Annotated in this window: 21 protein-coding genes and 4 tRNA genes; 14 read left to right on the top strand and 11 right to left on the bottom strand. The window is 60.8% G+C overall.

What is annotated here, in order from left to right; all coding sequences use genetic code 11:
- Window positions 1-5 precede the first annotated feature (5 nt).
- The 9 genes from ACNR9O_RS12375 (at window position 6) to ACNR9O_RS12335 (ending at window position 9,224) form a co-directional block, all read left to right on the top strand.
- Window positions 6-91, top strand: a tRNA-Leu gene (locus ACNR9O_RS12375).
- 86 nt (window positions 92-177) lie between these two features.
- Window positions 178-1,470 carry a trigger factor gene (tig, locus tag ACNR9O_RS12370; protein WP_473680093.1) on the top strand — a complete coding sequence of 431 codons (1,293 nt, stop codon included), beginning with the start codon at window positions 178-180 and terminating at the stop codon, window positions 1,468-1,470.
- Window positions 1,471-1,696: 226 nt separating this feature from the next.
- Complete coding sequence (gene clpP / locus ACNR9O_RS12365; RefSeq protein WP_473680095.1) at window positions 1,697-2,326, top strand: ATP-dependent Clp endopeptidase proteolytic subunit ClpP; 630 nt, start codon at window positions 1,697-1,699, stop codon at window positions 2,324-2,326.
- A gap of 104 nt (window positions 2,327-2,430) precedes the next feature.
- The gene (gene clpX, locus ACNR9O_RS12360; RefSeq protein WP_473680097.1) at window positions 2,431-3,723 is read left to right on the top strand and encodes an ATP-dependent Clp protease ATP-binding subunit ClpX; all 1,293 of its coding nucleotides are present in this window, start codon (window positions 2,431-2,433) and stop codon (window positions 3,721-3,723) included.
- Window positions 3,724-3,892: 169 nt separating this feature from the next.
- Window positions 3,893-6,433: an endopeptidase La gene (gene lon / locus ACNR9O_RS12355; protein ID WP_473680099.1), complete on the top strand. Its 2,541-nt coding sequence runs from the start codon at window positions 3,893-3,895 to the stop codon at window positions 6,431-6,433.
- A gap of 342 nt (window positions 6,434-6,775) precedes the next feature.
- Complete coding sequence (locus tag ACNR9O_RS12350) at window positions 6,776-7,048, top strand: HU family DNA-binding protein (protein ID WP_019465590.1); 273 nt, start codon at window positions 6,776-6,778, stop codon at window positions 7,046-7,048.
- A gap of 20 nt (window positions 7,049-7,068) precedes the next feature.
- A tRNA-Val gene (locus ACNR9O_RS12345) sits at window positions 7,069-7,143 on the top strand.
- A gap of 9 nt (window positions 7,144-7,152) precedes the next feature.
- Window positions 7,153-7,229, top strand: a tRNA-Asp gene (locus ACNR9O_RS12340).
- A 90-nt stretch (window positions 7,230-7,319) separates the two neighbouring features.
- Window positions 7,320-9,224: a SurA N-terminal domain-containing protein gene (locus tag ACNR9O_RS12335; protein ID WP_473680102.1), complete on the top strand. Its 1,905-nt coding sequence runs from the start codon at window positions 7,320-7,322 to the stop codon at window positions 9,222-9,224.
- Between the two features lie 70 nt (window positions 9,225-9,294).
- Here the strand turns inward: ACNR9O_RS12335 and ACNR9O_RS12330 are convergent, their stop codons facing one another.
- The 3 genes from ACNR9O_RS12330 to gloB all read right to left on the bottom strand — a co-directional run bounded on the left by ACNR9O_RS12330 (window position 9,295) and on the right by gloB (window position 12,173).
- Window positions 9,295-10,077: an enoyl-ACP reductase FabI gene (locus tag ACNR9O_RS12330; protein ID WP_473680104.1), complete on the bottom strand. Its 783-nt coding sequence runs from the start codon at window positions 10,075-10,077 to the stop codon at window positions 9,295-9,297.
- Between the two features lie 84 nt (window positions 10,078-10,161).
- Window positions 10,162-11,412 (bottom strand): LysM peptidoglycan-binding domain-containing protein, encoded by a 1,251-nt coding sequence (locus tag ACNR9O_RS12325; RefSeq protein WP_473680106.1) that lies wholly within the window; start codon window positions 11,410-11,412, stop codon window positions 10,162-10,164.
- A complete protein-coding gene (gene gloB / locus ACNR9O_RS12320; protein ID WP_473680108.1) occupies window positions 11,409-12,173 on the bottom strand; it encodes a hydroxyacylglutathione hydrolase in 765 nt (254 codons plus the stop codon). Before gloB ends, ACNR9O_RS12325 begins: the two co-directional genes overlap by 4 nt.
- A 213-nt stretch (window positions 12,174-12,386) precedes the next feature.
- On the opposite strand from gloB, the gene ACNR9O_RS12315 reads away from it, so the two are divergent.
- From ACNR9O_RS12315 to dnaQ, 3 genes are read left to right on the top strand one after another with little or no spacing between them, the layout of a single operon-like run.
- Window positions 12,387-13,112, top strand: a complete 726-nt coding sequence (locus ACNR9O_RS12315) for a methyltransferase domain-containing protein (RefSeq protein ID WP_473680110.1) — start codon at window positions 12,387-12,389, stop codon at window positions 13,110-13,112.
- Complete coding sequence (rnhA, locus tag ACNR9O_RS12310) at window positions 13,105-13,548, top strand: ribonuclease HI (RefSeq protein WP_473680112.1); 444 nt, start codon at window positions 13,105-13,107, stop codon at window positions 13,546-13,548. Before ACNR9O_RS12315 ends, rnhA begins: the two co-directional genes overlap by 8 nt.
- The gene (gene dnaQ / locus ACNR9O_RS12305) at window positions 13,545-14,282 is read left to right on the top strand and encodes a DNA polymerase III subunit epsilon (RefSeq protein ID WP_473680114.1); all 738 of its coding nucleotides are present in this window, start codon (window positions 13,545-13,547) and stop codon (window positions 14,280-14,282) included. Before rnhA ends, dnaQ begins: the two co-directional genes overlap by 4 nt.
- 14 nt (window positions 14,283-14,296) lie before the next feature.
- On the opposite strand, the gene ACNR9O_RS12300 is transcribed toward dnaQ, so the two are convergent.
- Window positions 14,297-14,998: a PP2C family protein-serine/threonine phosphatase gene (locus ACNR9O_RS12300; protein WP_473680116.1), complete on the bottom strand. Its 702-nt coding sequence runs from the start codon at window positions 14,996-14,998 to the stop codon at window positions 14,297-14,299.
- A gap of 112 nt (window positions 14,999-15,110) precedes the next feature.
- On the opposite strand from ACNR9O_RS12300, the gene ACNR9O_RS12295 reads away from it, so the two are divergent.
- Window positions 15,111-15,200: transfer RNA gene (locus ACNR9O_RS12295), tRNA-Ser, on the top strand.
- An 86-nt stretch (window positions 15,201-15,286) separates the two neighbouring features.
- Here the strand turns inward: ACNR9O_RS12295 and wsfD are convergent.
- From wsfD to rfbG, 7 genes are read right to left on the bottom strand one after another with little or no spacing between them, the layout of a single operon-like run.
- Complete coding sequence (gene wsfD / locus ACNR9O_RS12290; protein WP_473680118.1) at window positions 15,287-16,753, bottom strand: glycan biosynthesis hexose transferase WsfD; 1,467 nt, start codon at window positions 16,751-16,753, stop codon at window positions 15,287-15,289.
- 56 nt (window positions 16,754-16,809) lie between these two features.
- Window positions 16,810-18,120, bottom strand: a complete 1,311-nt coding sequence (locus ACNR9O_RS12285) for an NAD(P)/FAD-dependent oxidoreductase (RefSeq protein WP_473680120.1) — start codon at window positions 18,118-18,120, stop codon at window positions 16,810-16,812.
- A 9-nt stretch (window positions 18,121-18,129) separates the two neighbouring features.
- On the bottom strand, window positions 18,130-19,161 hold the full coding sequence (locus ACNR9O_RS12280; RefSeq protein ID WP_473680122.1) for a lysylphosphatidylglycerol synthase transmembrane domain-containing protein: 1,032 nt from the start codon (window positions 19,159-19,161) through the stop codon (window positions 18,130-18,132).
- On the bottom strand, window positions 19,158-19,937 hold the full coding sequence (gene rfbF / locus ACNR9O_RS12275; RefSeq protein WP_473680124.1) for a glucose-1-phosphate cytidylyltransferase: 780 nt from the start codon (window positions 19,935-19,937) through the stop codon (window positions 19,158-19,160). The genes ACNR9O_RS12280 and rfbF overlap by 4 nt, the downstream gene beginning before the upstream one ends.
- An 11-nt stretch (window positions 19,938-19,948) precedes the next feature.
- The gene (locus tag ACNR9O_RS12270; protein WP_473680126.1) at window positions 19,949-20,914 is read right to left on the bottom strand and encodes a glycosyltransferase family 2 protein; all 966 of its coding nucleotides are present in this window, start codon (window positions 20,912-20,914) and stop codon (window positions 19,949-19,951) included.
- A complete protein-coding gene (locus ACNR9O_RS12265; protein WP_473680128.1) occupies window positions 20,901-21,761 on the bottom strand; it encodes an NAD-dependent epimerase/dehydratase family protein in 861 nt (286 codons plus the stop codon). The genes ACNR9O_RS12270 and ACNR9O_RS12265 overlap by 14 nt, the downstream gene beginning before the upstream one ends.
- Window positions 21,758-22,837, bottom strand: coding sequence for a CDP-glucose 4,6-dehydratase (rfbG, locus tag ACNR9O_RS12260; protein WP_473680130.1), 1,080 nt, complete (start codon window positions 22,835-22,837; stop codon window positions 21,758-21,760). Before rfbG ends, ACNR9O_RS12265 begins: the two co-directional genes overlap by 4 nt.
- A gap of 285 nt (window positions 22,838-23,122) precedes the next feature.
- Here rfbG and ACNR9O_RS12255 point away from each other — a divergent pair, with 285 nt between their 5' ends.
- Window positions 23,123-24,475: a hypothetical protein gene (locus ACNR9O_RS12255; protein ID WP_473680132.1), complete on the top strand. Its 1,353-nt coding sequence runs from the start codon at window positions 23,123-23,125 to the stop codon at window positions 24,473-24,475.
- Window positions 24,476-24,486 lie beyond the last annotated feature (11 nt).

The following is a 24,486-nucleotide window of genomic DNA, read 5'->3' as shown; positions in this document are numbered from 1 at the left end:
TCGATGCGAAAGTGGCGAAATTGGTAGACGCACCAGATTTAGGTTCTGGCGGGTAACCCCCGTGTGGGTTCGAGTCCCACCTTTCGCACCACTCCCTTATCGAAAAGGTTTGTTTTTGCGGGCGGCGCTGCCGCCGGGCGCGGACGGCGCGCACTTTCGGGTATTCCAGGAGACGTCATGCAGGTTTCGGTTGAAAACGTTGGCAAGCTCGAGCGCAAGCTCACGGTGAAATTCCCCGCGGAGCGCTTCGAGTCGCAGGTCAGCGCGCGCATCGCCGAGATGGGCCGCACGGTGCGCCTGAAGGGCTTCCGTCCGGGCAAGGTGCCGACCGCGGTGATCCAGCAGCGCTTCGGCGACCAGGTGCGTGGCGAGGTGTTGTCCGATCTGATCGGCGCGACGCTGCGCGAAGCCGTGGAGAAGGAAAACCTGCGCCCGATCGCCAACCCGTCGGTGGATACCACCGGCCGTCCGGAAAATGGCGAGATCACCTACACCGCCACCTTCGAGATCATGCCGGAGTTCCCGCAGATCGACGTCGCCGGCCTGGAGATCAAGCGTCCGGTGGCCGAAGTGGCTGACGCCGACATCGAGAAGATGATCGAAACCCTGCGCGCCCAGCGCCGCAGCTTCGACGAAGTGTCCCGCGCTTCGGCCGAGGGCGATTTCGTGATGTTCGAATACAGCGCCGTGGCCGGCGACTACCGCTTCCCGGTCGAAGGCCTGGAGCGCGCCGGCAGCGTGCTCGGCTCGGGCACGCTGTTCAAGGCGCTGGACGAGGCCTTGACCGGCCGTTCGGCTGGCGACGAGTTCGAGGCGGACGTGGATTTCCCCGCTGACTTCCGCAACGAGAACCTGGCCGGCAAGACCGCCAAGGTGTCGTTCAAGATCGTGAAGGTGCAGGAGCCCAAGCTCCCGGCGGTGGATGCCGAGTTCGCCAAACTGTTCGGCATCGTCGACGGCGACCTGGAGAAGTTCCGCAAGGAAGTGCGCAACAACCTCGAGCGCGAACTGAAGGCGACCCTGATGGCCCGCCTGAAGTCGCAGGTGGCAGAGAAGCTTGCCGACGCTCACGATGGCCTCGACGTGCCGAAGATCATGATTCAGTCGGAGGCCCAGAGTCTCGCTTCCGGCAGCGTGCCGCGCGGCCAGCAGCCGCCGCAGCAGCTGGTCGAGGCCGCCACCCCGATGGCGCGCAAGCGCGTGATCGCTGGCCTGCTGATGGGCGAGATCGCCCGCAAGCAGGAGCTCAAGCTCGATCGCACGCGCCTGGCTGAGCAGCTGGCCGCGATCGCCTCGACCTACGAAGAGCCGGAAAAGGTCATTGAACTGTACAACTCCGACCCCCAACTGATGTCCGGGCTGCAGAACCGCGTGATGGAAGACCAGGTCGCGCTGTGGGTGGCGGACAACGCCAAGACCACCGACGAGAACCTGAGCTTCGACGAGGTGATGCGCCCGGTCAGCGCCTGAGGCAGGTGCCTTTCGGCACCCGCCCGACCCTCGGATGAGCGTCGCGCGCGGCCGGCCTTTGCAGGCCTGGCCGCGCAGCGGGTGACGGCACGAACCGTGCGTTTGGATGCGCGATATCGCCCGGATGGCGGTTTTTTGCGATTTCCAGCACGATCAGTTCGATGAAAGCTGGTTCGGCCAAGGCCGGCCAAGCACCATCAGGCGAATCAACCGGAGAGCGACAAGCATGGCCATGGACCCGATCCAGAACCTCAACCTGGTGCCGATCGTCGTCGAGCAGACGGCCCGCGGCGAGCGTTCGTACGACATCTATTCGCGTCTCCTGAAGGAGCGCGTGATCTTCCTCGTCGGCGAGGTGAACGACCAGGTCGCCAATGTGCTGGTCGCGCAGATGCTGTTCCTGGAGTCCGAGAATCCGGACAAGGACATCCATCTGTACATCAACAGCCCGGGTGGTGCGGTCACCGCCGGCCTGGCGATCTACGACACCATGCAGTTCATCAAGCCGGACGTCAGCACGATGTGCATCGGTCAGGCGTGCAGCGCCGCGTCGCTGCTGCTGATGGCCGGTGCCAAGGGCAAGCGCTATTCGCTGCCCAATTCGCGCGTGATGATCCACCAGCCGTCGGGTGGTGCCCGGGGCCAGGCGACGGACATCGAGATCCAGGCTCAGGAAATCCTGTACCTGCGTCGCCGCCTGAATGACATTTATGTGCAACACACGGGCCAGCCGCTGGACAAGATCGAGCGAGACATGGAGCGTGATCGGTTCATGAGTGCCGAGGCCGCCCGCGAATACGGCCTGATTGACCAGGTGCTGGACCGCCGCGCCGTCGAAACGGTCAAGTCGGCCTGATTTACGGCCGTTACAGGGCTTGAAAGCCGGGTTCTGCGTCTGGAATTGGACGCGGAACCCTGTGCTATTCTCGCATCGCAACCGATTTACAGCAGGGTTACAGCATGACTGACGAGCGGCAGGGCCGTTCCAACGACAGCGGCAAGATTCTCTATTGCTCCTTCTGCGGCAAGAGCCAGCACGAAGTGCGCAAGCTGATCGCGGGTCCGTCCGTGTTCATCTGCGACGAGTGCGTGGAGCTTTGCAACGACATCATTCGTGAGGAGCTGGAGGAGAAGGCCGCCTCCGGGCGCAGCCAGCTGCCCAAGCCCCGCGAGATCATGGAGACGCTCGACCAGTATGTGGTCGGCCAGACTCGCGCCAAGAAGGCGCTGGCGGTGGCCGTGTACAACCACTACAAGCGCATGGAGTCGCGTCAAAAGAGCGACGACGTCGAGCTGGGCAAGTCCAATATTCTCCTGATCGGTCCCACCGGCTCGGGCAAGACCCTGCTTGCCGAGACGCTGGCGCGCCTGCTCAACGTGCCGTTCACCATCGCCGACGCCACCACGTTGACCGAGGCCGGTTACGTGGGCGAGGACGTGGAGAACATCATCCAGAAGCTGCTGCAGAAGTGCGACTACGACGTCGACAAGGCGCAGTCGGGCATCGTCTACATCGACGAAATCGACAAGATCTCGCGCAAGAGCGAAAACCCGTCGATCACCCGCGACGTGTCCGGTGAGGGCGTGCAGCAGGCGCTGCTGAAGCTGATCGAAGGCACGCTGGCTTCGGTGCCGCCGCAGGGCGGGCGCAAGCATCCGCAGCAGGAATTCCTGCAGGTGGACACCAAGAACATCCTGTTCATCTGCGGCGGCGCGTTCGCCGGCCTGGAAAAGGTGATCCAGCAGCGTTCCGAGACCACGGGCATCGGCTTCTCCGCCGAAGTCCGCAGCAAGGAACGTACGGAGAACCTGGGCAAGGTGCTGGCGGATGTGGAACCGGCTGACCTGGTTCGTTTTGGCCTGATTCCGGAGTTCGTCGGCCGCCTGCCGGTGGTCGCTACGCTGGACGAGCTGGATGAGGCCGCTCTGGTCAAGATCCTGACCGAACCCAGAAATGCCGTCACCAAGCAGTTCAAGAAACTGTTCGAGATGGAAGGCGTGGAACTGGAATTCCGCCCGGAGGCTTTGCAGGCGATCGCCCGCAAGGCGCTCAAGCGCAAGACCGGCGCACGTGGCCTGCGCACCATTCTGGAGCAGGTGCTGCTGGACACCATGTACGAGCTGCCGTCTCTGGAGCACGTGAGCAAGGTGGTTGTGGACGATGCGGTGATCAACGGTCAGGCCGAGCCTTACCTGATCTACCGCGGCAACCTGCAGCAGCGGGTGGCTGGCGAGGGCGGCGACGCGGCCTGAGCGCCCGGTCCCTGGCTAGACGAGCGGCCCCGGCATCCACCGGGGCCGTTTTGTTTTCGTTGCCCGGCGCGCACTTGTATGGGGACGCCCTGGCCTCCACTTGACGATCAGATGCCTCCGGCGCAGTGTCGGGGCGTAGTCGCTTCAGTCCCCCGAGGGAACCATTTACATGGCAAAAAATGCCCCCCTTCCCGTTGCCTCCGGCGCCGCCCTGGACGCGCTTCCGGTCCTGCCGCTGCGCGACGTGGTGGTCTACCCGCACATGGTCATCCCGCTGTTCGTTGGCCGTGACAAGTCGATGCGCGCGCTCGAGCGCGCCATGGAGGGCGAGCGCCAGATCCTGCTGGTGGCGCAGAAGAGTCCGGACATCGACGATCCGGCCGTGGCCGACCTCCATCAGATCGGCACGCTCGCGGGCGTCTTGCAGCTGCTGAAGCTTCCCGATGGCACCGTGAAGGTGCTGGTGGAAGGACAGGCACGCGTATCCGTCGAGAAGTACCAGGAGGAGGGGGGCATGCTGATGGCCACCTCCCGCATCATCGAGCCGCAGTACTCCGCCAAGGAGCGCGAGCTCGACGTGGTGTCGCGCACGCTGGTGTCGCTGTTCGAACAGTTGGTCAAGCAGAGCCGCAAGCTGCCGCCCGAAGTGTTGGCCACCCTGTCCGGCATCGATGATCCATCGCGCCTGGCCGATTCGATTGCCGCGCATCTATCCGTGCGCATGGCAGACAAGCAGAAAGTGCTGGAGACGGCCGACGTCGGCCAGCGTCTGGAATTGCTGATCGGCCTGGTCGACGGCGAGATGGATCTGCAGCAGGTCGAAAAGCGCATCCGCGGACGCGTGAAGTCGCAGATGGAGAAGAGCCAGCGCGAGTACTACCTCAACGAGCAGATGAAGGCGATCCAGAAGGAGCTGGGCGAGGGCGAGGAAGGCCCGAACGAAGTCGAAGAGCTGCAGAAGAAGATCGACAATGCCGGCATGCCCAAGGCGGTGCTGGCCAAGGCGCGCCAGGAGTTCGGCAAGCTGCGCCAGATGTCGCCGATGTCGGCCGAGGCCACGGTGGTGCGCAACTATCTGGACTGGCTGGTCGGCGTGCCATGGAAGAAGCGCACCAAGGTGCGCAAGGACCTTCAACTGGCGCAGGACGTGCTCGACGCCGACCACTTCGGGCTGGAGAAGGTCAAGGAACGCATCCTCGAGTACCTGGCCGTGCAGCAGCGCGTCAACACCATGAAGGGCCCGATCCTGTGCCTGGTCGGGCCGCCTGGCGTGGGCAAGACCTCGCTCGGCCAGTCCATCGCGAAGGCGACGAACCGCAAGTTCGTCCGCATGAGCCTGGGCGGCGTGCGCGACGAGGCCGAGATCCGTGGTCATCGCCGCACATACATCGGTTCGATGCCCGGCCGCATCGTGCAGAACCTCAACAAGGTCGGCACCAAGAATCCGCTGTTCGTGCTGGACGAGATCGACAAGATGTCGATGGACTTCCGTGGCGATCCGTCGTCGGCACTGCTCGAAGTTTTGGATCCGGAGCAGAACCACGCGTTCAACGATCACTACCTGGAAGTCGATCTCGATCTTTCCGAGGTGATGTGGGTCGCCACCGCCAACTCGCTCAACATTCCTGGCCCGTTGCTGGATCGCATGGAGGTCATCCGCATCCCCGGCTATACCGAGGATGAGAAGCTGGCGATTGCGCTGAAGTACCTGCTTCCCAAGCAGCTGAAGGCCAATGGCCTGAAGGAAGGCGAACTCAGCGTCGATGGAGAGGCGATTCGCGACATCGTGCGCTACTACACCCGCGAATCCGGCGTGCGCAACCTTGAGCGCGAAATTTCCAAGATCTGCCGCAAGGTGGTGAAGGAGCTCACCCTGGGTGAAGTGAAAAAGGCTCCGAGTAAGAGCAAGGCGAAGGCCGAGACCGCGAAGGCAGTGAAGACGGCGAAGTCGAAGAAGCCGGCGACGCCGGGTGCGGTGAAAGTCGATTCGGACAATCTGGAGCATTACCTCGGCGTGCGTCGTTTCGATTTCGGCCGCAAGGAGCAGCAGAACGAGGTCGGCCTGGTCACGGGCCTGGCGTGGACTCAGGTGGGCGGCGATCTGCTGAGCATCGAAGCCTCCGTGGTGCAGGGCAAGGGCCGGCTGGTGCATACCGGCCAGCTCGGCGACGTGATGAAGGAATCCATCCAGGCGGCGCTTTCGGTGGTGCGGGCTCGTGTTGATCGCCTGGGCATCGATCCGGAGTTCCACCAGAACCTCGATATCCACATCCACGTGCCGGAGGGTGCGACGCCGAAGGATGGCCCGAGCGCGGGTATCGCCATGTGCACTGCGCTGGTGTCGGCGCTGACGAAGGTACCGGTGCGTTCGGAAGTGGCGATGACCGGTGAGATAACCCTGCGCGGTCGCGTGCTGCCGATCGGCGGTCTGAAGGAAAAGCTGCTCGCAGCTCATCGCGGCGGTATCACCACGGTGATCATTCCGGAAGAGAACAAGAAGGACTTGGCCGATATCCCGGAGAACATCACCCGTCAGCTAGACATTCATGCAGTACGCTGGATCGATGAGGTGCTCGATATCGCGTTGGAGCGACCGCTGCAACCGCGGCATGCGAAGGACGAGGAAGCCGCGGGCAAGGCCGCCAAGGTAGAAAAGGTGGATGGCCCGATCGAAGAGGATTCCGCGGAGACGCCCGCGCGTCCCCATTGAGTCTTTTCGCCAACGTGACCGTACGAAAGTGGCATGCCTCTGGCATGCCACTTTTTTATGTTCGAAAGTCGTCCCGCAGGTGTTTCTCGTAACGTTTCATACCGCATATTGCAAGTGCTTTTCCGAGGCCTCCAATACCCTGAAAGCCTTGGTATTGCTTGTATTGCGGACCCTAGGGGCCACTGGTATAAAGGGCGGCACCGCAATCCACGCGCGACGTCGGAAGCGCATCGATGCGGGGTCGCGGGGCGGCGCCAACAGGGTCGCCAACCATTCGAAGTCGGCGTCGTTTCGTCCCAGACTGACCACGCGGGCCGCATAATCGTTTAAGGGAGTGTCTCAATGAATAAAACCGATCTGATCAATGCCATTGCCGAAAAGGCCGAGCTCACCAAGGCTGATGCTGGTCGCGCGCTCGAAGCTTTCTTCGAGACCGTGCAGAAGGCGCTGAAGAAGGGTGACGATGTGTCGGTCGTTGGCTTTGGCACCTTCACCGTGCGCAAGCGTGCTGCCCGCACTGGCCGCAACCCGCGCACCAACGAAACGATCAAGATCAAGGCCTCGAAGGTCCCGGCGTTCAAGGCTGGCAAGACCCTTAAGGATGCCCTAAACTAAGCGGCTCGTCGCTTGGTTTCGGGTGCTTAGCTCAGCGGTAGAGCACCGCCCTTACAAGGCGATGGTCGTAGGTTCGATCCCTACAGCACCCACCAGAAAACTGCGGAGCGGTAGTTCAGTCGGTTAGAATGCTGGCCTGTCACGCCGGAGGTCGCGGGTTCGAGTCCCGTCCGCTCCGCCACAGTTCGCAAGGGCGCCCGCGTGGCGCCTTTGTTTTTTATGGACCGCGCCGCTCAGGGCGCATCGATCAACCCTCGACGGGAAGATTCCCATGCTGCAGGCACTACGTACCAAGCTTCACGGATGGCCGTCCATCGTCATTCTGGGCGTTTGCGTTTTCGCGATTTCGTTCTTCGGCATCGAGTCCTACTTCATGTCGCGGACGGAGACCTTCGTGGCGAAGGTCGGCAAGCATGAGATCTCTCAGCAGGAGTTCCAGGAACGCATGAACGGCCTGCGCCAGCAGATGGTGGCGCAGCAGGGCGAGCAGTTCGATGCCGCCGCGTTCGAGAAGCCGGAGAACAAGCTGCGCGTGGTGAACGCCATGATCGACCAGCGCTTGCTGGTGGATGCGGCTTCCGATCTTGGCATGCGCGTTTCCGACCAGGAACTGCGCGACACCATCATGGGCATTCCGGGCGTGCAGAAGGACGGCAAGTTCGACGCCGGCCTGTATCGCGCTTTCCTCGCCGGTACGGGCAAGACCTCCAACCAGTTCGAGGCCGAGCTGCGTAATGAGTTGAATGTCAGCCAGCTGCCCAATGCGATCGATGCTTCGACCATCGTCACCGACGCGGACATCGATCGCTATCTCAATCTCAGCATGCAGCGTCGCGATCTGCGTTATTTCGCGTTGCCGCGTCCTGCGCTGACCGACAGCAAGGTGGACGACGCGCAGATCGACGCTTATTACAAGTCGCATCAGGCCGACTTCATGACGCCCGAGCAGGTCTCGGTGAAATACATCGAAGTCGATGGCAATGATCTGAAGGTAGACGCGCAACCCAGCGACGACGACCTGAAGAAGCGCTACGAAGACCAGAAGCAGCGCTTCGTGATGCCCGAGCAGCGCCTGGTGTCGCACATCCTCGTCAACGTGCCGAAGAACGCTACGCCGGAACAGCAGAAGGCCGCGCTCGCCAAGGCCGAGCAGATCGCCTCCGAGGCGAAGCCGGACAACTTCGCCAAGCTGGCCCAGCAGTCGTCCGACGATCTCGGTTCCAAGCGAGCCGGCGGCGACCTGGGTTGGCTGGAGAAGGGTGTGGCCAATCCCGCCTTCGACGAGGCGCTGTTCGCGATGCAGAAGGGTCAGGTGTCCAAGCCGGTGCTGTCCGACGAGGGCTACCACGTGCTGTATCTGCGTGACGTGCGTAGCGGCCAGGCCAAGCCGTTCGGCGAAGTCCGCGATGAGCTTGCCAAGGAAGCGGCGACCGGCGAGCGTGACCGCAAGTTCAACGAGATTGCCGGCAAGCTCACGGACAACGCCTATCAGAATCCAGGCTCGCTGGAGCCGGCTTCGCAGGCGCTCGGTCTGCCGATCAAGACAAGCGAGCTGTTCTCACGCCAGGGTGGTGCCGGTATTGCCGCCAATCCGAAGGTTGCACAGGCTGCGTTCGCGGATGATGTGCTGGCGCAAGGGAACAACTCAGGCCTGATCGACCTTGGCAACAACCATGCTGTGGTCATTCACGTCGACAAGCACGTGGCTGCCGCGGCCAAGCCGCTTGCCGACGTGCGCGATGTCGTGCGCCAGAAGATTCTCGACGAGCGCGTCGCTGCCGCCGCCAAGGCCAAGGCCGATGAATTGCTGGCCCGTTTGCAGAAGGGCGAAGATATGGCGACCGTTGCAGCATCGGCGGGCGCACCCGTCAAGGCAGTGAACGAGGTCACGCGTGGCGTAGGTGATGTTCCGCCGGAGCTGCTGATGGCGGCGTTCAAACTGCCGCATCCGGCGCAAGGCAAGCCGCAGTACACCAGCGTGTCGCAGCAGGATGGTTCGTACGTACTGCTGGCGCTGGACAAGGTGCAGGATGCCGATCTCTCTAAACTGCCGGCGGAGCAACGCACGATGCTGCGTCAGCAGATGGCACGCGTGTATGGCGCGTCGGCCACGCAGGCGTTTATCGATGCGCTGAAGGCGAAGACCGAGATCAAGGTCGCGACGGATCGCATGTAACGCAGCTCGATAGAACGAATGGCAAAAAGGCGGTCGATGGCCGCCTTTTTCGTTTTATCAAGCTTGCCGGCTAGACACCTGTCATGCCGAGAATGTTGTATCCAGCATCGACGTAGCTGACTTCACCGGTGACGCCGGAGGCTAGATCAGAGCAGAGAAACGCGGCGACGTTGCCGACTTCGTCGATGGTTACGCTTCGGCGCAGCGGCGCATTTTCTTCCACATGATCGAGCATCTTTCGAAAGTTGGAGACGCCGGCCGCCGCCAATGTCTTGATGGGGCCGGCGGAAATGGCGTTCACGCGAGTGCCTTCCTGGCCTAGATTGAGGGCGAGATAGCGCACGTTGGCTTCGAGGCTGGCTTTAGCCAGGCCCATCACGTTGTAGCCTGACAGCGCGCGTTCCGCACCGAGGTAGCTCAAGGTGAGAATGGCGCCGCCGCGACCACCCATCAGCGGCCGCGCTGCCTTGGCCAGTGCGGCCAGACTGTAGCTGGAGATGTCGTGCGCGATGTTGAAATTCTCGCGCGTGAGGTGATCCAGAAACTCGCCCTGCAAGGCCTCGCGCGGTGCATAGCCGACTGAGTGGACCAAGATGTCCAGGCCGTCCCAGTGTTTCGCCAAGTCAATGAACAAGTGTTCGATCTGCGTGTCGTCCGCGACATCGCAGGGAAGCACGATGTTGGAGCCGAATGCATTGCCGGCCTCGTCGACCCGGTCCTTGAGACGCTCGTTCTGATAGGTGAATGCGAGCTGCGCGCCTTCGCGATGCATGGCATTGGCGATGCCCCAGGCGATCGAGCGCTGGCTGGCGATGCCAACGATCAAGGCGCGCTTGCCGTGCAGGAATCCCATGCGTTCTCCCCGGTGTGCTGCGTGAGTTGGACTCGGCGCAGCCAGTCTAGCAGCCGCTGTGACGCGCAGCGGCGCAAGAAATCATCAGCTCTGGTCGCTGAGCTTGAGCACTTGGCCAAGGCGCAACGACGAGCCTTGCAGGCGGTTCCAGCGCTTGAGCTGGTTCACGTCGATCGAGTAATGGCGTGCGATGTTCCAGAGGGTCTCGCCGGCTTTCACGGTGTGTGTACGGGTCGGCGTCGCGGCCTGGGTCTTGCCGCGGCTGATGATTTCGTCGTTCATCGTAGAGGGGCCGCTGGGCGGCGACGACGGACCGGCGCTGGCAGTATCAGTGCCGGCGACATTACCGGCGTTCTGCAGCAGCGAATTGCGGAACTGTTCCACGCGGCCGCTGGGCATCACCAGGTAAGAGGCGGCGTGTTTGTCGAAATAGCCGTTGCGAAAGCCCGCATTGAGATCCTTGAGCTCATCCACGGTCATGCCGGCATGGTTGGCGGCCTGGGCGATGGGCATCGATTGATCCAGGTCGACCGAGACCAGCTGTTGTTCAGTGGATATCAGCGGCAGATTCACCCTGAAGCGCCCCGGTTCGCGCACTACGCAGGAAATCGCCAACAGCTTGGTCAGGTGTTCGCGGGTGATCCGCTTGACCGGCATTTTGGGAATGGCCGGTTCGTCCGCTGGCAAGCCGTAGCGGTCGATCAGCTTGCGCGCCGCGAATTCGCCCGCGTTGAACGCGTAATCGGCCATCCGCCAGTCGCCAAGGTCGTCGTGATATCGCTTGAGCAGCGCCATGATCGAATCGGTAGCCTTGGGCATGTCCAGGCGGCCATCGAAATTCTTGTCCACACGCATGCCGAGCGCATTCGCGGTGACCGGCATGATCTGCCACATGCCTGCGGGATTACCTTTATTGCCGGGTACCGGGCGATAGTGGCTTTCCACCCAAGGGAGTAAAGCGAATTCGCCGGCGACGCCATGCTTCGCGGCAATCTGCTGGACATATATCAGGCGGGGCATCACTTCGCGCATCTGCGCTTCGAACGCCGTCGGGTTCTGCGTATAGCGCCTTGCCCAATCCATGATCGCCGGATCCGCGTCGCAGTCGGCCATGGCAAAGCTGCCGCGCAGTTGATCCCAGACATTCGCTGTGTCCCGCGGGGCGGCTGGTGCGGGGATCGTGCGCGCCACGTCGCCGACGATGGGTTTGCCTTGAGGCGGCTTCACCAGTTTGCCCGGCGGGGGCGTGGCGGACTGTTGCGACGGGGTGCCGGCGCAGGCGGCAAGCGCGAGGGCCAGGGCACCGGGAAGGATACGGAGAGAAGGGCGTGTCATGCGCGGAAGTCATCCTTGGCAGCGCGCAGGGTGGCGAAGCGCGAGACGCGGTCGGCATCGGCGCCATGGCGCTCGCACCATCGCGCGACTTCATCGCTGTCGACCCGCAGGAAAGGGTTGGTGGCGCGTTCCGTGGAAAGCGCGATGGGAAGCGTCGGTTGTTCCTTTTCGCGCATAGCACGGACTTGTGCGATGCGCTGCTCAAGGGCGGTATTGCCGGGCTCCACGGTCCGGGCGAAGCGGCCGTTGGCGGCGGTATATTCGTGCGCGCAGCAAACGGCGAGATCGCTCGGCAGCGCAGCCAACCGATCCAGTGAGGCGAGCATCTGCTGTGGCGTGCCTTCGAACAGACGGCCGCAGCCCATGCTGAAAAGCGTGTCGCCACACAGGAGCACGCCTTCGCCGACGTAAGCGATATGGCTGCGCGTATGGCCAGGAATCGCCATCACGCGGAAACTGGCGCGTGGCTGTTCCAGCGATACTTCCTCGCCCTCCGTCACGAAATGGCTGGCGCTCTCGATGCGCTCGTCGTGTGGTGCATAGACCGGCACCTGATGCTTGGCCAGGAGCGCGGCGACGCCGCCGATGTGGTCGTTGTGATGATGGGTGAGCAAGATGGCGCGCAGGCGCAGCCCGCGTTCGACGAGCGCAGCTTCCACGGGCGCGGCATCGCCCGGATCGACCACGATCGCGTCGCCCGCCTCGTCGTACAGCAGCCAGATGTAGTTGTCGGCAAGCGCCGGTAACGGTACGACGTGCAAGGGGGACTCCACTGCGGTTTCGTATCGACTGGCGCAGGCGTCCCGGCTTGCGCGAAGCCCGGGACTATAAAGCGGCGTGGCGGGTGGCTCGTTAGCATGTTGTTAACGGCGGCCTGCACGTTCAGCCGTGTGCCACTGTTGGAACTCCCGCTGTGAGCCCGGTCGCGGTCGTCAACCGCTACACTTTCGGTTCGATTGCAGGTCCCCGAGTTCATGCCGCAGCGCGACAAAGACATCTATGCCAGCGCGCATCTTCGCCACTTGTTGGCCGAGGAGGCGTCGGCGATGGCGCCGCATCTGCAGCGCTGCGCGGGATCGCATGCCTTGTTGCTGTCGGCCCTGTCGCACGATCATCCGCCGGTGCTGCCGCTGATGGGCTGCTGGGCGCGCATGCGCCTGGTGGGGCAGCGGTTCCAGGGGGATGTGAGGGCGCGTTCCGACGAGCCACTTCCGTTCCTGGACGATGCCTTCGGGCTGGTGCTTCTGCGCCACGCTCTTGAGGTGGCGCCGGTTCCCCAGGCCCTTCTGCGTGAGGCCTGCCGCGTCCTGGCGCCCGGCGGTGTCCTGGCCCTGACCGGCCTGCATCCGTTCAGTGGCTGGCTGCCCTGGGTCTATTGGCAGCGGCGTGGCGGTGCCATGCCTGTGTTGACATCGCCTTTGATCCTCGAGCGCTGGGTACGCGCCGGAGAGTTGGACGTCGAGCGGATCGAGCGCGTAGGGCATGTATGGCCGAACGCCGGCACGCATGCCACGGGCGTGCATCCGCTGGGCGGGGCATACGTGCTGATTGCCCGCAAGCGTCGCCGGGTAACGGCGTTGCCCAAGTTGAAGCCGGCGCTGGTGCCTGCGCCGGTCAATGTAAAACTGGCGCCCGGTGCGAGGCGCGATACCTCGCTCCGATACATGACTTTCGATTCTGACGCAGGTAACGATGACTGAAGTGGAAGCTTTTACCGATGGCGCCTGCCTCGGCAATCCGGGGCCAGGCGGCTGGGCCGCGCTGCTGCGCGCCAAGGGAACGGAACGCCTGATCGCCGGCGGCGAACCGGATACCACCAACAACCGCATGGAGCTGATGGCGGCAATCGCCGCGCTGGAGACGCTGACGCGTCCATGCAAAGTGACGCTCACCACCGATTCGCGCTACGTCATGCAGGGCATCGAGCAATGGATTCCCAAGTGGCGCGCCAATGGCTGGATGACGGCCGACAAGAAGCCAGTGAAGAATCAGGATCTCTGGCAACGCCTCGCGGCCGCGGCGGAGGTGCATCAGCTGCGCTGGGCCTGGGTCCGCGGCCATAATGGCCACGTCGAAAACGAGCGCGTCGACGTGGCCGCCCGTGAGCAGGCCGAGCAATACAGGAGCAAGCGATGAGGCAGATCGTCCTCGATACCGAGACCACCGGCCTGGAGGTTCGCCAAGGCCACCGGCTGATCGAAATCGCCTGTGTGGAGATGGTGGCGCGCCGCCCGACCGGCCGCCATTACCAGACCTACCTCAACCCTGACCGATTGATCGACGAGGGGGCCAAGCAGGTTACCGGTATCGAGGATGAGTTCCTGCTCGACAAGCCGCGCTTTGCGGAGGTGGCGGAGGAGTTCCTCGCTTTCATCCAGGGCTCGGAACTGATCATCCACAATGCGACCTTCGACGTCGGCTTTCTGGATGCTGAGCTAGCGCGCCTTGGCGAGCGGTACGGACGGATCGCCGATCATTGCCCGGTCATCGACACGCTGGTGATGGCACGCGAACGCTATCCGGGCCAGCGCAACAGCCTGGATGCGCTATGCAAACGCCTTGGCGTGGACAATTCTGCGCGTGACTTGCATGGCGGCCTGATCGACGCTCAGCTGCTGGCCGAGGTGTACCTGGCCATGACGTCGGGCCAGGTCGCGCTGGACCTGGGTTTCGAAAGCGCTCCGGAGCAGAACGGTGTCCCCCAGGTGATCGCGCCGGTCGTGCTGCACCGCCGCCCCAAGGTGCTGCGCGCCGACGCGGATGAGCTCACGGCGCACGAACGCCGGCTGGACGCGCTGGATAAGAGCTCGGGAGGCATGAGCATCTGGCGCAAGGAAGATGCACCTACGGCGGAAGCGGCAGCGGGTTAAGCGTCAGATCGAACTTAGTTGGCTCGAGCCAGAATGACGCTGATATTGTCGCTGCCACCGGCGTCTAGAGCAGCGAGCAAGAGGTGATCCACGCATTCCTGCGCCGCGAGATCGCGACGTTCCACGATAGCGGCCAGGCGCGCGTCGCTCACTTCCTCGGTTAGTCCGTCGCTGCACAGTAGAAAACTCATGCCTGACTCGAGCTTCCCGCGGGCCAAGCCGATATGGAGCTGATCCACTGCGGTGATGCCTAGCGCCTGGGTGATGACATTGCGTTGCGGATGGTGCGCAGCCAGGGTCGGGTCTAGCGTGCCGGTGGCGACCAGTTCCTGCACGAGCGAATGGTCGTGGCTGATCTGCTTCAGGCCGTTCCTCCACAGGTAGATGCGGCTGTCTCCAACCCAAGCCACTTCATAACTGTTCGCAGCCAGCCGTAGGGCGGCGATGGTAGTGCCCATGGGAAGGGCATCACGGTAGCTGCGTGCCAGCACCATTAGCCGCTCGTCCGCGCCCTTGATTGCGTCGGCCAAGCTATGTCCGCGTGTCACCAGGTCAACGATGGCATCGCGCACCAAGGCTGATGCCACTTCACCATGCTGGTGTCCACCCATTCCGTCGGCCACCAGGAACAGACCCAGGCCGGCATCGGCATAGTAGGTATCTTCGTTGCGCGCTCGCCGTAGGCCGACGTGGGTACCGTGTCCGAACTCGATCATGGGCATCCGGGAGAAATGTCTGCAGGGAGCATGCCCCATGACAGGGGAGTTGTCACGGTGAATCGCCTCGCGTATCATAACCGGCTCGCGCGGACCACAGTGTGACCCCATCGGAGAGGTGGCAGAGTGGTCGAATGTACCTGACTCGAAATCAGGCGTACGTGTAAGCGTACCGTGGGTTCGAATCCCACCCTCTCCGCCAGATACGACAACGCCCCCATATGGGGGCGTTGTCGTATCTGGCGGAGAGGTAGGAAGCCGCCAAGACGTCTTCGCTAATCGCCGAGATTAATGAACTACGGCGCCCTTGGTTTTCGATAGTGATTGACGGCTGAAACCGGCGACCGTGACGAGTGCTTGCCAGATGATAAGCGTTGCAGCCAGGCTGCCAATCAAAAGGTGCTTTCGCGCCTCTTGCTGGCCATCGAAGGTGGAGATCACTGCGTCACAGCACAATATCGCCAGCAGCATCAGCGCGAAAAGGCGATTGGCTGCGAACTGAGTCGCGTCGAGGCCGCAGCGGAACAAGGTCATTGCGGCAGCGAGAAGGATTGCCGCGATAAATAGCCCTTGGCCAGCTAGCTTGGTCGGAACTTTGGTGAACATGCTGATCAGTGAGCGTGGCTGCCGCATCTCGGCACCGGGCACCATACCCAGTTCGATATCGAAGTTCCCTATTTGCTGGATATTGAAGAATAAGGATTTAACGAAGGCCTGGGGATCGATATAAATGGCTTTCAAATAGGCCTTAACCGTGATCTGCGGCGTGTCCCTTATGAACTGAAGTGTCGAGGCATCCCACGCGGATTTACCGATGAGGGCGGACGACGAACTCGGCAACCCGAGCTTGAATAGCAACTTATCCTGCTTATGGGATTGGGGGAGCAGGCCGTAGTAAAGAGCGTGATAGCTGGTAACGCGTGAAAGCGCCACTTCCGATTCGTTGCCGACCCGGCTTGTATACGTCAGCATGGCGGTGGCGCCAGTAATCACTAATCCACAAGCTACAAGGCGTGCGGTCTTTACGGCAGTGCGATGTGGACGTCTTGAGAAAAGCAGATGATACGTCATGAATGTTGCGGGAACGGCAAAATAGACATATTGCCGTTTGGAGAAAATAGCCAAGTAAAGCATCGCAAGCGTAGCAAGCCCCAGCAGCGATGAAAGTCGTTGCGACAGCTGCGAGTCCGTATCCGACAGCATTCGGGTGAAGAAGTAAGCGAGCATGCATAGCATGGCCAGTAGCGGAACGGATTCTGCATAGAACGAGTTATAGAAAGCTGCGATCTTTGCATTAGTAAGCGCAAGGAAAATCACAAGCAGAGCGGTCACCACGTGGGCAGTGCGCCCCTTGATGGTCCATACCGCAATGACCAGAGCTACGGCTTGCAGCAAAAAGAAGAAGGTGCCTATGTATCTGATGCTGAGCGTGTCTTTGCTGAAGAACATGGCGTTAAGCGCACGGCCGGACCTCCAGAACACGTTTGCCGACGTTGACCATGTCGGACTTTCGGGGTGGCTACCGGTATCCCAATACATCAGAGGCTGAACGACGAAGCGGTCGTGCCAGGCTTTGGTCGCTTCTCGCGCGGGCCAGTTGACCTCCTGACCTGCTGGTTTGACGAGGTAAGACTGCACATAGCGAGTGAAATCGCCGTTATCTGCCACTCCGAACTCACGGTCGACTATGAGCAGCAGGAAAAGACCTACGCATAGCAGTCCGATGCGAAATACTAGAAGAAGTCGTTTGTCCATAAAGGAGTTCATTGCATCCAGAGGGAGCGGGACGTTTCTCTGGAGCGGTGGATTCATCATGCGCCCGAAAGCATCTCCGCGAGTTCGCGGCCTTCGCGTATGGCGTAGTTGGTGCCACGGTCTTCGGGATAAATCTGCGCCATGGTCGAGATGTGCAAATTACTTAATGGCGTCCCTCGGCCAGGCACGTACTTAGAGTAATTGCGTTCAGTGACTGGCTGAGCATATTCGGAGCGCCAGACTTTATAGTCGATGATCCAGGAGCGATCGATTTGCGGGAACATGCGCTTGAGATGATCAAACGCATAGGCCAGATACTGCTCATCGGTGTAACTCCACACCTCATCCTCGGTAGCGAGGTAGCGCGACAAATACGCGATGTGCGATCCCTTGTAATTCGAGGGCGCGTCGAAATTGGTGTGCTCGATGACGCCGACGAAGGGGAATCCAGGGTCATTGACGTTGAGCCAGTAGGTCTCCGATAGACTCTGTTTCAGACGAAGGACCAGGCACAGATTTCCCAAGTAGCGCACGCGGCGCAGGCCGTCGAGCCAGCTCGGCGCAACGCTCCCCTCTAGCACGTCCGCCACCAGGGGAAAAGACGGGGTGAGCAGGAACTTATCGCCACGAATGGTGCCATGATCAGTGTTCAAGGCGCTGACCTTGCCGCCCTCCGTTTCGACGCCGGTGGCACGCGCGCGGAACATGACCTCGCCGCCTTGCCGGCGTATGGCCTGGACCAGCGCTTCGGCGAGGCGGCCAAAGCCTCCCTTGAAGTACGCCAACTCTTCGCCGCCCTTGCTATTGCGCGTGCTCCCACGCAGCACAAGCTTCTTCCACATCCATACAGCGTTCACCGCTTCGGCGAATACCGAGAACTTGGCGTTGATGAGCGGTTCCCACACGACTTTGTAGACTTTCTTGCCACACAAGGGCTCAAGCCACTCGCGGATGCTCAGGTGCTCGATGGTCTTCCAGTCTTTGATGCGGCGGACCTGCAGCACTAGCAGGCCAAGGCGTACTCGGTCCAGTAGGGACAATGCTTTGAAACGCAACAGGTCAAGCGGTGTGGAGAGCTTCCAGATCCGCCCGTTGAAATACATGCCGGTACGCGTGGGCAGGAGGATGACGTCGCCCTCCATGCCAAGTTCCTTCACGAGCTCCGGTACATAGACGTCGTTATTGAACCAGTGGTGGTAGAACTTTTCGACTTTGACTCCGTCTTCAAACTCGAAGACGCCAGCAAGCCCGCCGGGATGCTCGTCTGCCTCGACGACAAGTACGCGCTTGCCTTGCTTGGTCAGCTCATATGCGGCGGTCAGGCCAGTGAAGCCAGCGCCAACGATCACAACGTCATATTTATTCATCATCGTTCGTCAGGTCAAAGCGGGTTGCCCGCGTACTGCGCGGAAGAGTTCGGGGCGAAAGCCGATGGCGATGGCGCCAGCGATAGTGGTGGGTGCCCACAGTGCGAGATGGGCGATGACTGCATAGCTGCCTGCTTGCGCAGAAGTTCCACCCATCAGCGAAATTGCGGCAAACGCGGCAAGATGAAATGGTCCAACATAGCCAGGAGAGGAAGGCGCGAGCGTTGCGAGCGTTGCCATGGACATTACCATTAGCGCCATTACCGGGCTCGCCTGCATACCGAGGCCTTGCAGGGTGAAATAGAACAGGCCGGATTCGCACGCCCAGATCAGCATGGAGATCAGGAACAGCGGTAGCAGGGTACGGGCGCGCGCCATGGCCTGGAAGCCTTCCAGTAGTTCACGGATCGTGGCGAACGCCTTTGCGATGCGGTCCTGCTGGCCGTGGGTCGTGAGGCGATGTTCCGCCAGGCGCTGAAAGTACTTGGCCAGCAAGCCGCTGAATGCCAGGCCGAGTGCAAGCGAGATACCGCCTGCGATCGTCAAGCTGACGGCCGTATCGCGAATTGAGGGGGGGATACTGATGGTCGTTACCGCAAATAGGCCTATGGCGAGGCATGCCAGCAAGGTCATCAGATCCACGAGGCGTTCCATCACCAGGCTACTGGTCGCCGTCGTTCGGTTGATACCCATCGCCTTGGGAAACACCAGAGCACGAACAACGTCCCCAAGTCGCAAGGGCAGCACATTGTTCAGAGCGATGGAAGCCAGGAAGGGCGCGCTGCAATTGCGAAAAGTGGCGGCCTTGGCCGAGGCCGCGCGAAGCATCATGGCCCAGCGCGCGATGCGTAGCGCGTAATCAAAGGCGAGAGATGCGATGCCAAGTGCCAGGAATGGCCAGCGGAACTGCTTGATGGCCTGACCCACCTCAGCAAAGTCGATGCGCGATCCCACGAAGAGCAGGCATGCAAGTGTGGCGATAATGCCCAACACCTGTTTGCCCCACTTGCCGCGCCTCTGAGAGAGGGGCGAAATGGTCATGCCTCGCCTCGAATCTGCCACGGTGCGTTTCCCGTGGCCCACAACGACTCGAGCTCGCGTTTGTCGCGCAGTGTGTCGCACGGTTGCCAGAAGCCGGTGTGATGGAATGCGGCGAGCTGACCATCTTTGGCAAGGTTGGCGAGCGGCGCTCGTTCCCAGGAGGTACCGTCACCCTCGATATAGTCGATGACGCCGGGTTCCAGCACGAAGAATCCGCCGTTGATCCAGCCGATTTCGTCGCTCGGCTTCTCCTCGAAGCTTGTGACGTGCTGATCGCGATTGATGTTCAGCACACCGAAACGGCCGGGAGGTTGCACCGCTGCAACTGTAGCCAGCTTTCCATGGCTACGGTGAAAGGCCAGCTCGGCCGTGATGTCGATGTCAGCTAGACCGTCACCGTAAGTCAGGCAGAAGGTTTCGTTGCCGATGTAGGAGGCGACTCGCTTGAGCCGTCCACCGGTCATCGTATCCGGGCCCGTGTCGATCAAAGTCACGCGCCAATCTTCCGCATGGTTATTGCGGATCTGGTGCTCGCCATTCTTTAGGTCGATCGTCATATCGGACATATGACGGTAGTAATTAAAGAAGAACTCTTTGATCACATAGCCCTTATAGCCCAGGCAGACGATGAAGTCCTTGATACCGTGATGGTTGTAGCTCTTCATGATGTGCCAGAGCAGCGGTTTTCCGCCGATTTCAACCATGGGCTTGGGCTTGGTGTCCGACTCCTCAGCGATGCGCGTGCCGAGTCCGCCGGCGAGAATGACTGCTTTCATGCAATTCCCTTTCAGAGTTTGAGTTCTGCGCTATTGAAGTTGAGACTCTGCTCGACAATGGCTAGCGGCTCGTCGCGTAGCACCAGATAGATGCGAAGCAGATATTCGCCAATGATGCCAAGCAGAAATGCATTAAGTCCGATGCCGAACAATACGAGGATATGAATGCTCGCCATGCCCTGAGGCAGAGAAGGCTGGATCCAGCGCAAAAGAAGGTAGTACAGGGCGCCGAGAAAGCTGCCAACCAGGATGACGATACCCAGGAACGATGCCATTCGAAGCGGCACAGTCGAGTGGTTGAAGACAGCGGTAAGGCCTAGCCGGATCAAGCGCGCCATGTTGAACTTGCTTTCACCGGCTTGGCGCGCATTACGATCGTATGAAAGGCCGGTCTGCTTGAAGCCAAGTCCCGCAATCATGCCGCGCAGGTAGGGACTGGGTGTTTTGATTTGCACAAGAGCGTCAATCACCTTGCGGTCTATCAGGCGAAAATCGCCTGCGTCGCGCGGCACCGGATGCTCGCTGACTTTATCGATTACCCAATACCCGAACCGACGAAATGCATTGAGAATGGCATTTTCTCGCCGCTTCCTTCGCACACCATAGACAACTTGGCTGCCTGCCTGCCAGTGTTCAAAAAAGGTCGACAAGAGCTCAGGAGGATCCTGCAGATCGGCATCGATCTGCATGACCGCGTCACCTCTGGTATGCAGGTAGTTCGCCAGAATGGAGCGTTGGAAGCCGACGTTCTTGGAAAAGCGGATCGCGCGCACGCGCGGATCCTGGCGCGACAGCTCGGACAGCATGGTCCAAGTGGCATCGTCCGAATGGTTGTCGGAGAACACGAATTCCAGGTCGCACTTGTCCTGCATGGTCGATGCGACAGCGACGAGGCGCTTGTACAGCGCTTGAATGTTTCCTTCTTCATTCAAGACGGGAATAGAAATCGATACGAGCGGGCGCTTATTTTCCGTCACGGGCTGCTCCAGTCTTACGGATTTCCTGGCTCTCCGCGGGCAAGTGTGCCTTCATGTACTGAGCGACCGCCGGCAACGTTTCGCGAAAAAACACTCCATCTAACATGGCCGGACGAGGAAATACGCGTGTGTAGTTCTCTTCCCGCGGTTCGGGAAGTGCGCCGAGCGCCAGGAGTTCGCTCGCCCCCATTGAGGCGAAGATGTGCTCGGCCAGGTCCCTCAGGCTTACTGGGTTACCGTGGCTTAGGTCTACGCACCCTGATGCACCGCTCTCGAGAATGGCGCGCACTGCGCGGGCGTCGTCCATTACATGATGATATTCGCGAAGCTGGCGCCCATGTGTCATTGCGAAAGGTGCATTGTCGAGAAGGGCGGCTCGTATTAGCCCGAGAAACATGAAGGGACTAGGTGGGCTGCCGCCGTACAAGGTGTGGATCCGCACATGCACGACGCCAGGTGCGTCCATTGTGGCGACGTACTGGCCCAGTTCCGCCTTGCTCCTTACGTATGGATTGCCTTCGTGGAGCAGCGCCTCCATGACGGTGCCGAAGGTGACAACCTTGGAGCCCAGCTTGCGCGAGGCTTCGATGACGTTGCGCGGGAGCAGGTAGTTGACGCCCCGCAGATCATCTTCCGGAGACCGCGGGTCGAGCAATCCGGAGGCAACGAAGATGATCGATTCCTCATCGGCACCTGCTTGCACAAGATAGTCCGTCACGGCATCGGTGGCGTCAGGGGTGCTCCATGCGGCATAGGCATCGCGCTCCAGCGCCACCATCTGGTCTTCGGAATAACTATCCCTGATCGCTTGCCCGAGGCGGCCACGTCCCCCAAGAAGGAAGTTCATTCAAGGATGCCTTCCCGCCAAGCGTGGATTTGGCGCAGCGATATTGCGCGGGCAGAAGCGGGGGTGTCGTAGTAATCGCGATACCATGCCGCGGTTTCGCGTACTACCCGCTCAGTATCCCAGCTAGGGACCCAGCCAAGCTCATTCCGAGACATGGAGCTGTCCAGCGCGAGCGCTTGAGCTTCGGGCAACGGATTGTCCATGTATTCGAGCCGTGGGCGTTGCCAGTTTTCGGCCATCAGCTCAAGTACGTCACGAACCGAGTGCTGTTTAATTTCGTGTGGCCCGAGGTTCCAGGCCTTGGCTACTTTGCCGGGGCGATCGATCAGGCCGGCGAGGATGAGCAGGTAACCGTGCACCAGGGCCAGTACATGCTGCCAAGGACGAGTGGCGTCTGGATAGCGCAGGGTCATCGAGTCACCGGTCATCACTGCGCGCACGAAATCGGGCACCAGGCGGTCCTCGGACCAGTCGCCACCGCCGATAATGTTGCCACCACGGGCTGTGGCAATGGCCGGTCCTTCGCCCTGTTGCCAGGGGTAGGACGCGGCATAACTCTGGATCACCATTTCAGCGGCGGATTTGGATGCGCTGTACGGATCCTTGCCACCGAGTGGATCGTTCTCGCGATACGGCCAAGCCCATTCGTTGTTCTTGTAGACTTTGTCGGTCGTTATACAAAGCACACCCTTGACCGTCTTGACGTGCCGAGCGGCTTCAAGCACATGTGCAGTGCCCTGGGCATTCACTTCGAAGGTCTCGACCGGTATCCGGTAGGAGCGCCTCACCAAAGGTTGGGCTGCAAGGTGGAGGATGAGGTCGGGCTGAAATGCTTCGACAGCCCGCCGTAGCGCTTGCGCATCCCGAATATCCCCGAAGGTCGTAGGGATGTCATCTTCCAGATGCAAAGCATCGAAGAGTGAGGGTGTAGTTTCGGGCGGAAGCGAAAAACCGTGGACCGTCGCGCCAAGTGATTTGAGCCAAAGGCACGCCCACCCTCCGGTGAAGCCCGTATGGCCGGTAACAAAGATTCTCTTGTCGCCGAGAACCTTTTCAAACGTGACGGTTTGCATCATATGCTAGTGTTCTTCTTGGACTTGGGCGTGCGTGTCAGTAGCGTTCAGAACAAACTTTTGTGCTGGCGCCAACCAAGCTTCATGGCGCGCATCCAAGCTATGTTTGGAGCGTGGGCAGAAAACGAATGACTGGGTCCCCTGGATTGGCATTGAGCCATTCACAACCCCAAAGCGTAACAATTCTATCCGGTTTCGCAAGTTGTTTCTTAGGTCGACGGACCCTTTGCAGGGGCGGCGACCGCATGAGGCACTGGCTGAGCAATTTGCCTAGGGGAAGCAATGCACTTGAATATTCCTCATGATCTGGCGCCAGGGGCAAACGATTCGGTGCTGAAGACGCGCTGGTGCCTGTCGTTGCTATTTCTGCTCGGTCTGGTTCTTAGAATCTGGGTGGTTTTCCATGTGCCGCTCGAGCCGGTGTTCGACTTCAGGCGGTACTTCGAAGCAGCGACTTCCCTGGCATTGGAGGGCGAGCTATCGAACTCTGGACATCCCTACATCATCCAGGGGCCAGCCTATCCTTTTGTGCTTGGGCTGTTTTTCAAGATCTTCGGCATAGGGATATGGCAGGGGAAAATACTCAATATTCTGCTTTCATTCGCGGCCATTGCCCTGATGGACCGCATAGCTGTCTTGATGGGCTCGCCGAACTGGTTGCGCTTGTCGATGGCAGGCGTCATGGCGCTGCATCCTGGATTGGTCCTTTACGTCAACGTACTGGGAACGGAGTGTTTGTCCATTTTCCTGGTGACGGTGGGCGCGCTGGCTGCGATGGGGCGCAGCCTGTGGTCCCTCATTGTCCTCGGAGTTTCCTTGGCGGCGCTCTGCTTGAATCGACCGCAATACCTGCCTGTGGTGATCCTGCTTGTATGTTTCCTGGGGGGTGGGGGGAAGGCGATCGTTCGCCGCGCAGTGTTCTGCTTGTTGCCGTTCTGCCTGGTCATGGCGCCATGGGTGATCAGGAATGCCAACGTGTTTGGTGAGTTCATCCCGGTGAGTGCCAGCGCCGGTTACGTGAGCCTCGTCAACAATAACGGTAACGCTACCGGTCATTGGATGCCGCTGTCCCAGGTTCCGCTGAGTGAGCATGACAAACTCCTGTTTCTACGCGATGGTACGGAGACGTTCTTCGCGCCAGGGGACGAGGGCGCGAAGGTGGTGCGATGGCCGCCATACAACGATCGGATTGCCCTGTCGCTGGCGCTTCGTTGGATCGGGACTCATCCGCGCGAGTTTGCGAGCTTGGCGGGAAAGCGACTCGCGGTGGCATTTTATAGCCCTGGCGGAGATATGCTTTTCTGGCCACTGCGTGACGTTGGCGGCCAGCCTCTGCTGTCTTGGACAGTAATCGCCTTTGACCTGTTCTTGTTTGCTGTCGCCGCCTTCAGCATGTGCGTCATGGTATGGCAGCACGGTGATTATTGGAGGGTGGGTCTGTTCCCCGCATTGATCGTGCTTGGCGGCGTTGGAGCGATTTGTGTATTCGAGGGTCAGGGGCGCTATGTGTTGCCCATGATCCCGGCAGCCGTGATGCTCGCCGTGTTGTTTTTTAACCGAGCGCAAAGTGGTGCCAGCTCGCGCTCGATAATGAAGCTCCGTGCGGAAAATTGTGAGGCGGTGGTTGCCACCGCCCCTTAGCATTGGCTTGC

Source organism: Dyella sp. CR10 (genome assembly GCF_055814425.1).
Note: the sequence above shows the minus strand (reverse complement) of the source record. Positions and strands in the feature narration are given on the sequence as shown.

What these genes read in the sequence shown, in the direction of transcription:
- rfbF (WP_473680124.1), bottom strand. Translation starts at nt 19,937, where the DNA reads ATGAAAGCAGTCATTCTCGCCGGCGGACTCGGCACGCGCATCGCTGAG.
- clpX (WP_473680097.1), top strand. Translation starts at nt 2,431, where the DNA reads ATGACTGACGAGCGGCAGGGCCGTTCCAACGACAGCGGCAAGATTCTC.
- ACNR9O_RS12280 (WP_473680122.1), bottom strand. Translation starts at nt 19,161, where the DNA reads ATGACCATTTCGCCCCTCTCTCAGAGGCGCGGCAAGTGGGGCAAACAG.
- wsfD (WP_473680118.1), bottom strand. Translation starts at nt 16,753, where the DNA reads ATGGACAAACGACTTCTTCTAGTATTTCGCATCGGACTGCTATGCGTA.
- ACNR9O_RS12330 (WP_473680104.1), bottom strand. Translation starts at nt 10,077, where the DNA reads ATGGGATTCCTGCACGGCAAGCGCGCCTTGATCGTTGGCATCGCCAGC.
- tig (WP_473680093.1), top strand. Translation starts at nt 178, where the DNA reads ATGCAGGTTTCGGTTGAAAACGTTGGCAAGCTCGAGCGCAAGCTCACG.
- clpP (WP_473680095.1), top strand. Translation starts at nt 1,697, where the DNA reads ATGGCCATGGACCCGATCCAGAACCTCAACCTGGTGCCGATCGTCGTC.
- dnaQ (WP_473680114.1), top strand. Translation starts at nt 13,545, where the DNA reads ATGAGGCAGATCGTCCTCGATACCGAGACCACCGGCCTGGAGGTTCGC.
- rfbG (WP_473680130.1), bottom strand. Translation starts at nt 22,837, where the DNA reads ATGATGCAAACCGTCACGTTTGAAAAGGTTCTCGGCGACAAGAGAATC.
- ACNR9O_RS12325 (WP_473680106.1), bottom strand. Translation starts at nt 11,412, where the DNA reads ATGACACGCCCTTCTCTCCGTATCCTTCCCGGTGCCCTGGCCCTCGCG.
- ACNR9O_RS12265 (WP_473680128.1), bottom strand. Translation starts at nt 21,761, where the DNA reads ATGAACTTCCTTCTTGGGGGACGTGGCCGCCTCGGGCAAGCGATCAGG.
- rnhA (WP_473680112.1), top strand. Translation starts at nt 13,105, where the DNA reads ATGACTGAAGTGGAAGCTTTTACCGATGGCGCCTGCCTCGGCAATCCG.
- ACNR9O_RS12335 (WP_473680102.1), top strand. Translation starts at nt 7,320, where the DNA reads ATGCTGCAGGCACTACGTACCAAGCTTCACGGATGGCCGTCCATCGTC.
- ACNR9O_RS12315 (WP_473680110.1), top strand. Translation starts at nt 12,387, where the DNA reads ATGCCGCAGCGCGACAAAGACATCTATGCCAGCGCGCATCTTCGCCAC.
- lon (WP_473680099.1), top strand. Translation starts at nt 3,893, where the DNA reads ATGGCAAAAAATGCCCCCCTTCCCGTTGCCTCCGGCGCCGCCCTGGAC.
- ACNR9O_RS12285 (WP_473680120.1), bottom strand. Translation starts at nt 18,120, where the DNA reads ATGAATAAATATGACGTTGTGATCGTTGGCGCTGGCTTCACTGGCCTG.
- ACNR9O_RS12350 (WP_019465590.1), top strand. Translation starts at nt 6,776, where the DNA reads ATGAATAAAACCGATCTGATCAATGCCATTGCCGAAAAGGCCGAGCTC.
- ACNR9O_RS12300 (WP_473680116.1), bottom strand. Translation starts at nt 14,998, where the DNA reads ATGATCGAGTTCGGACACGGTACCCACGTCGGCCTACGGCGAGCGCGC.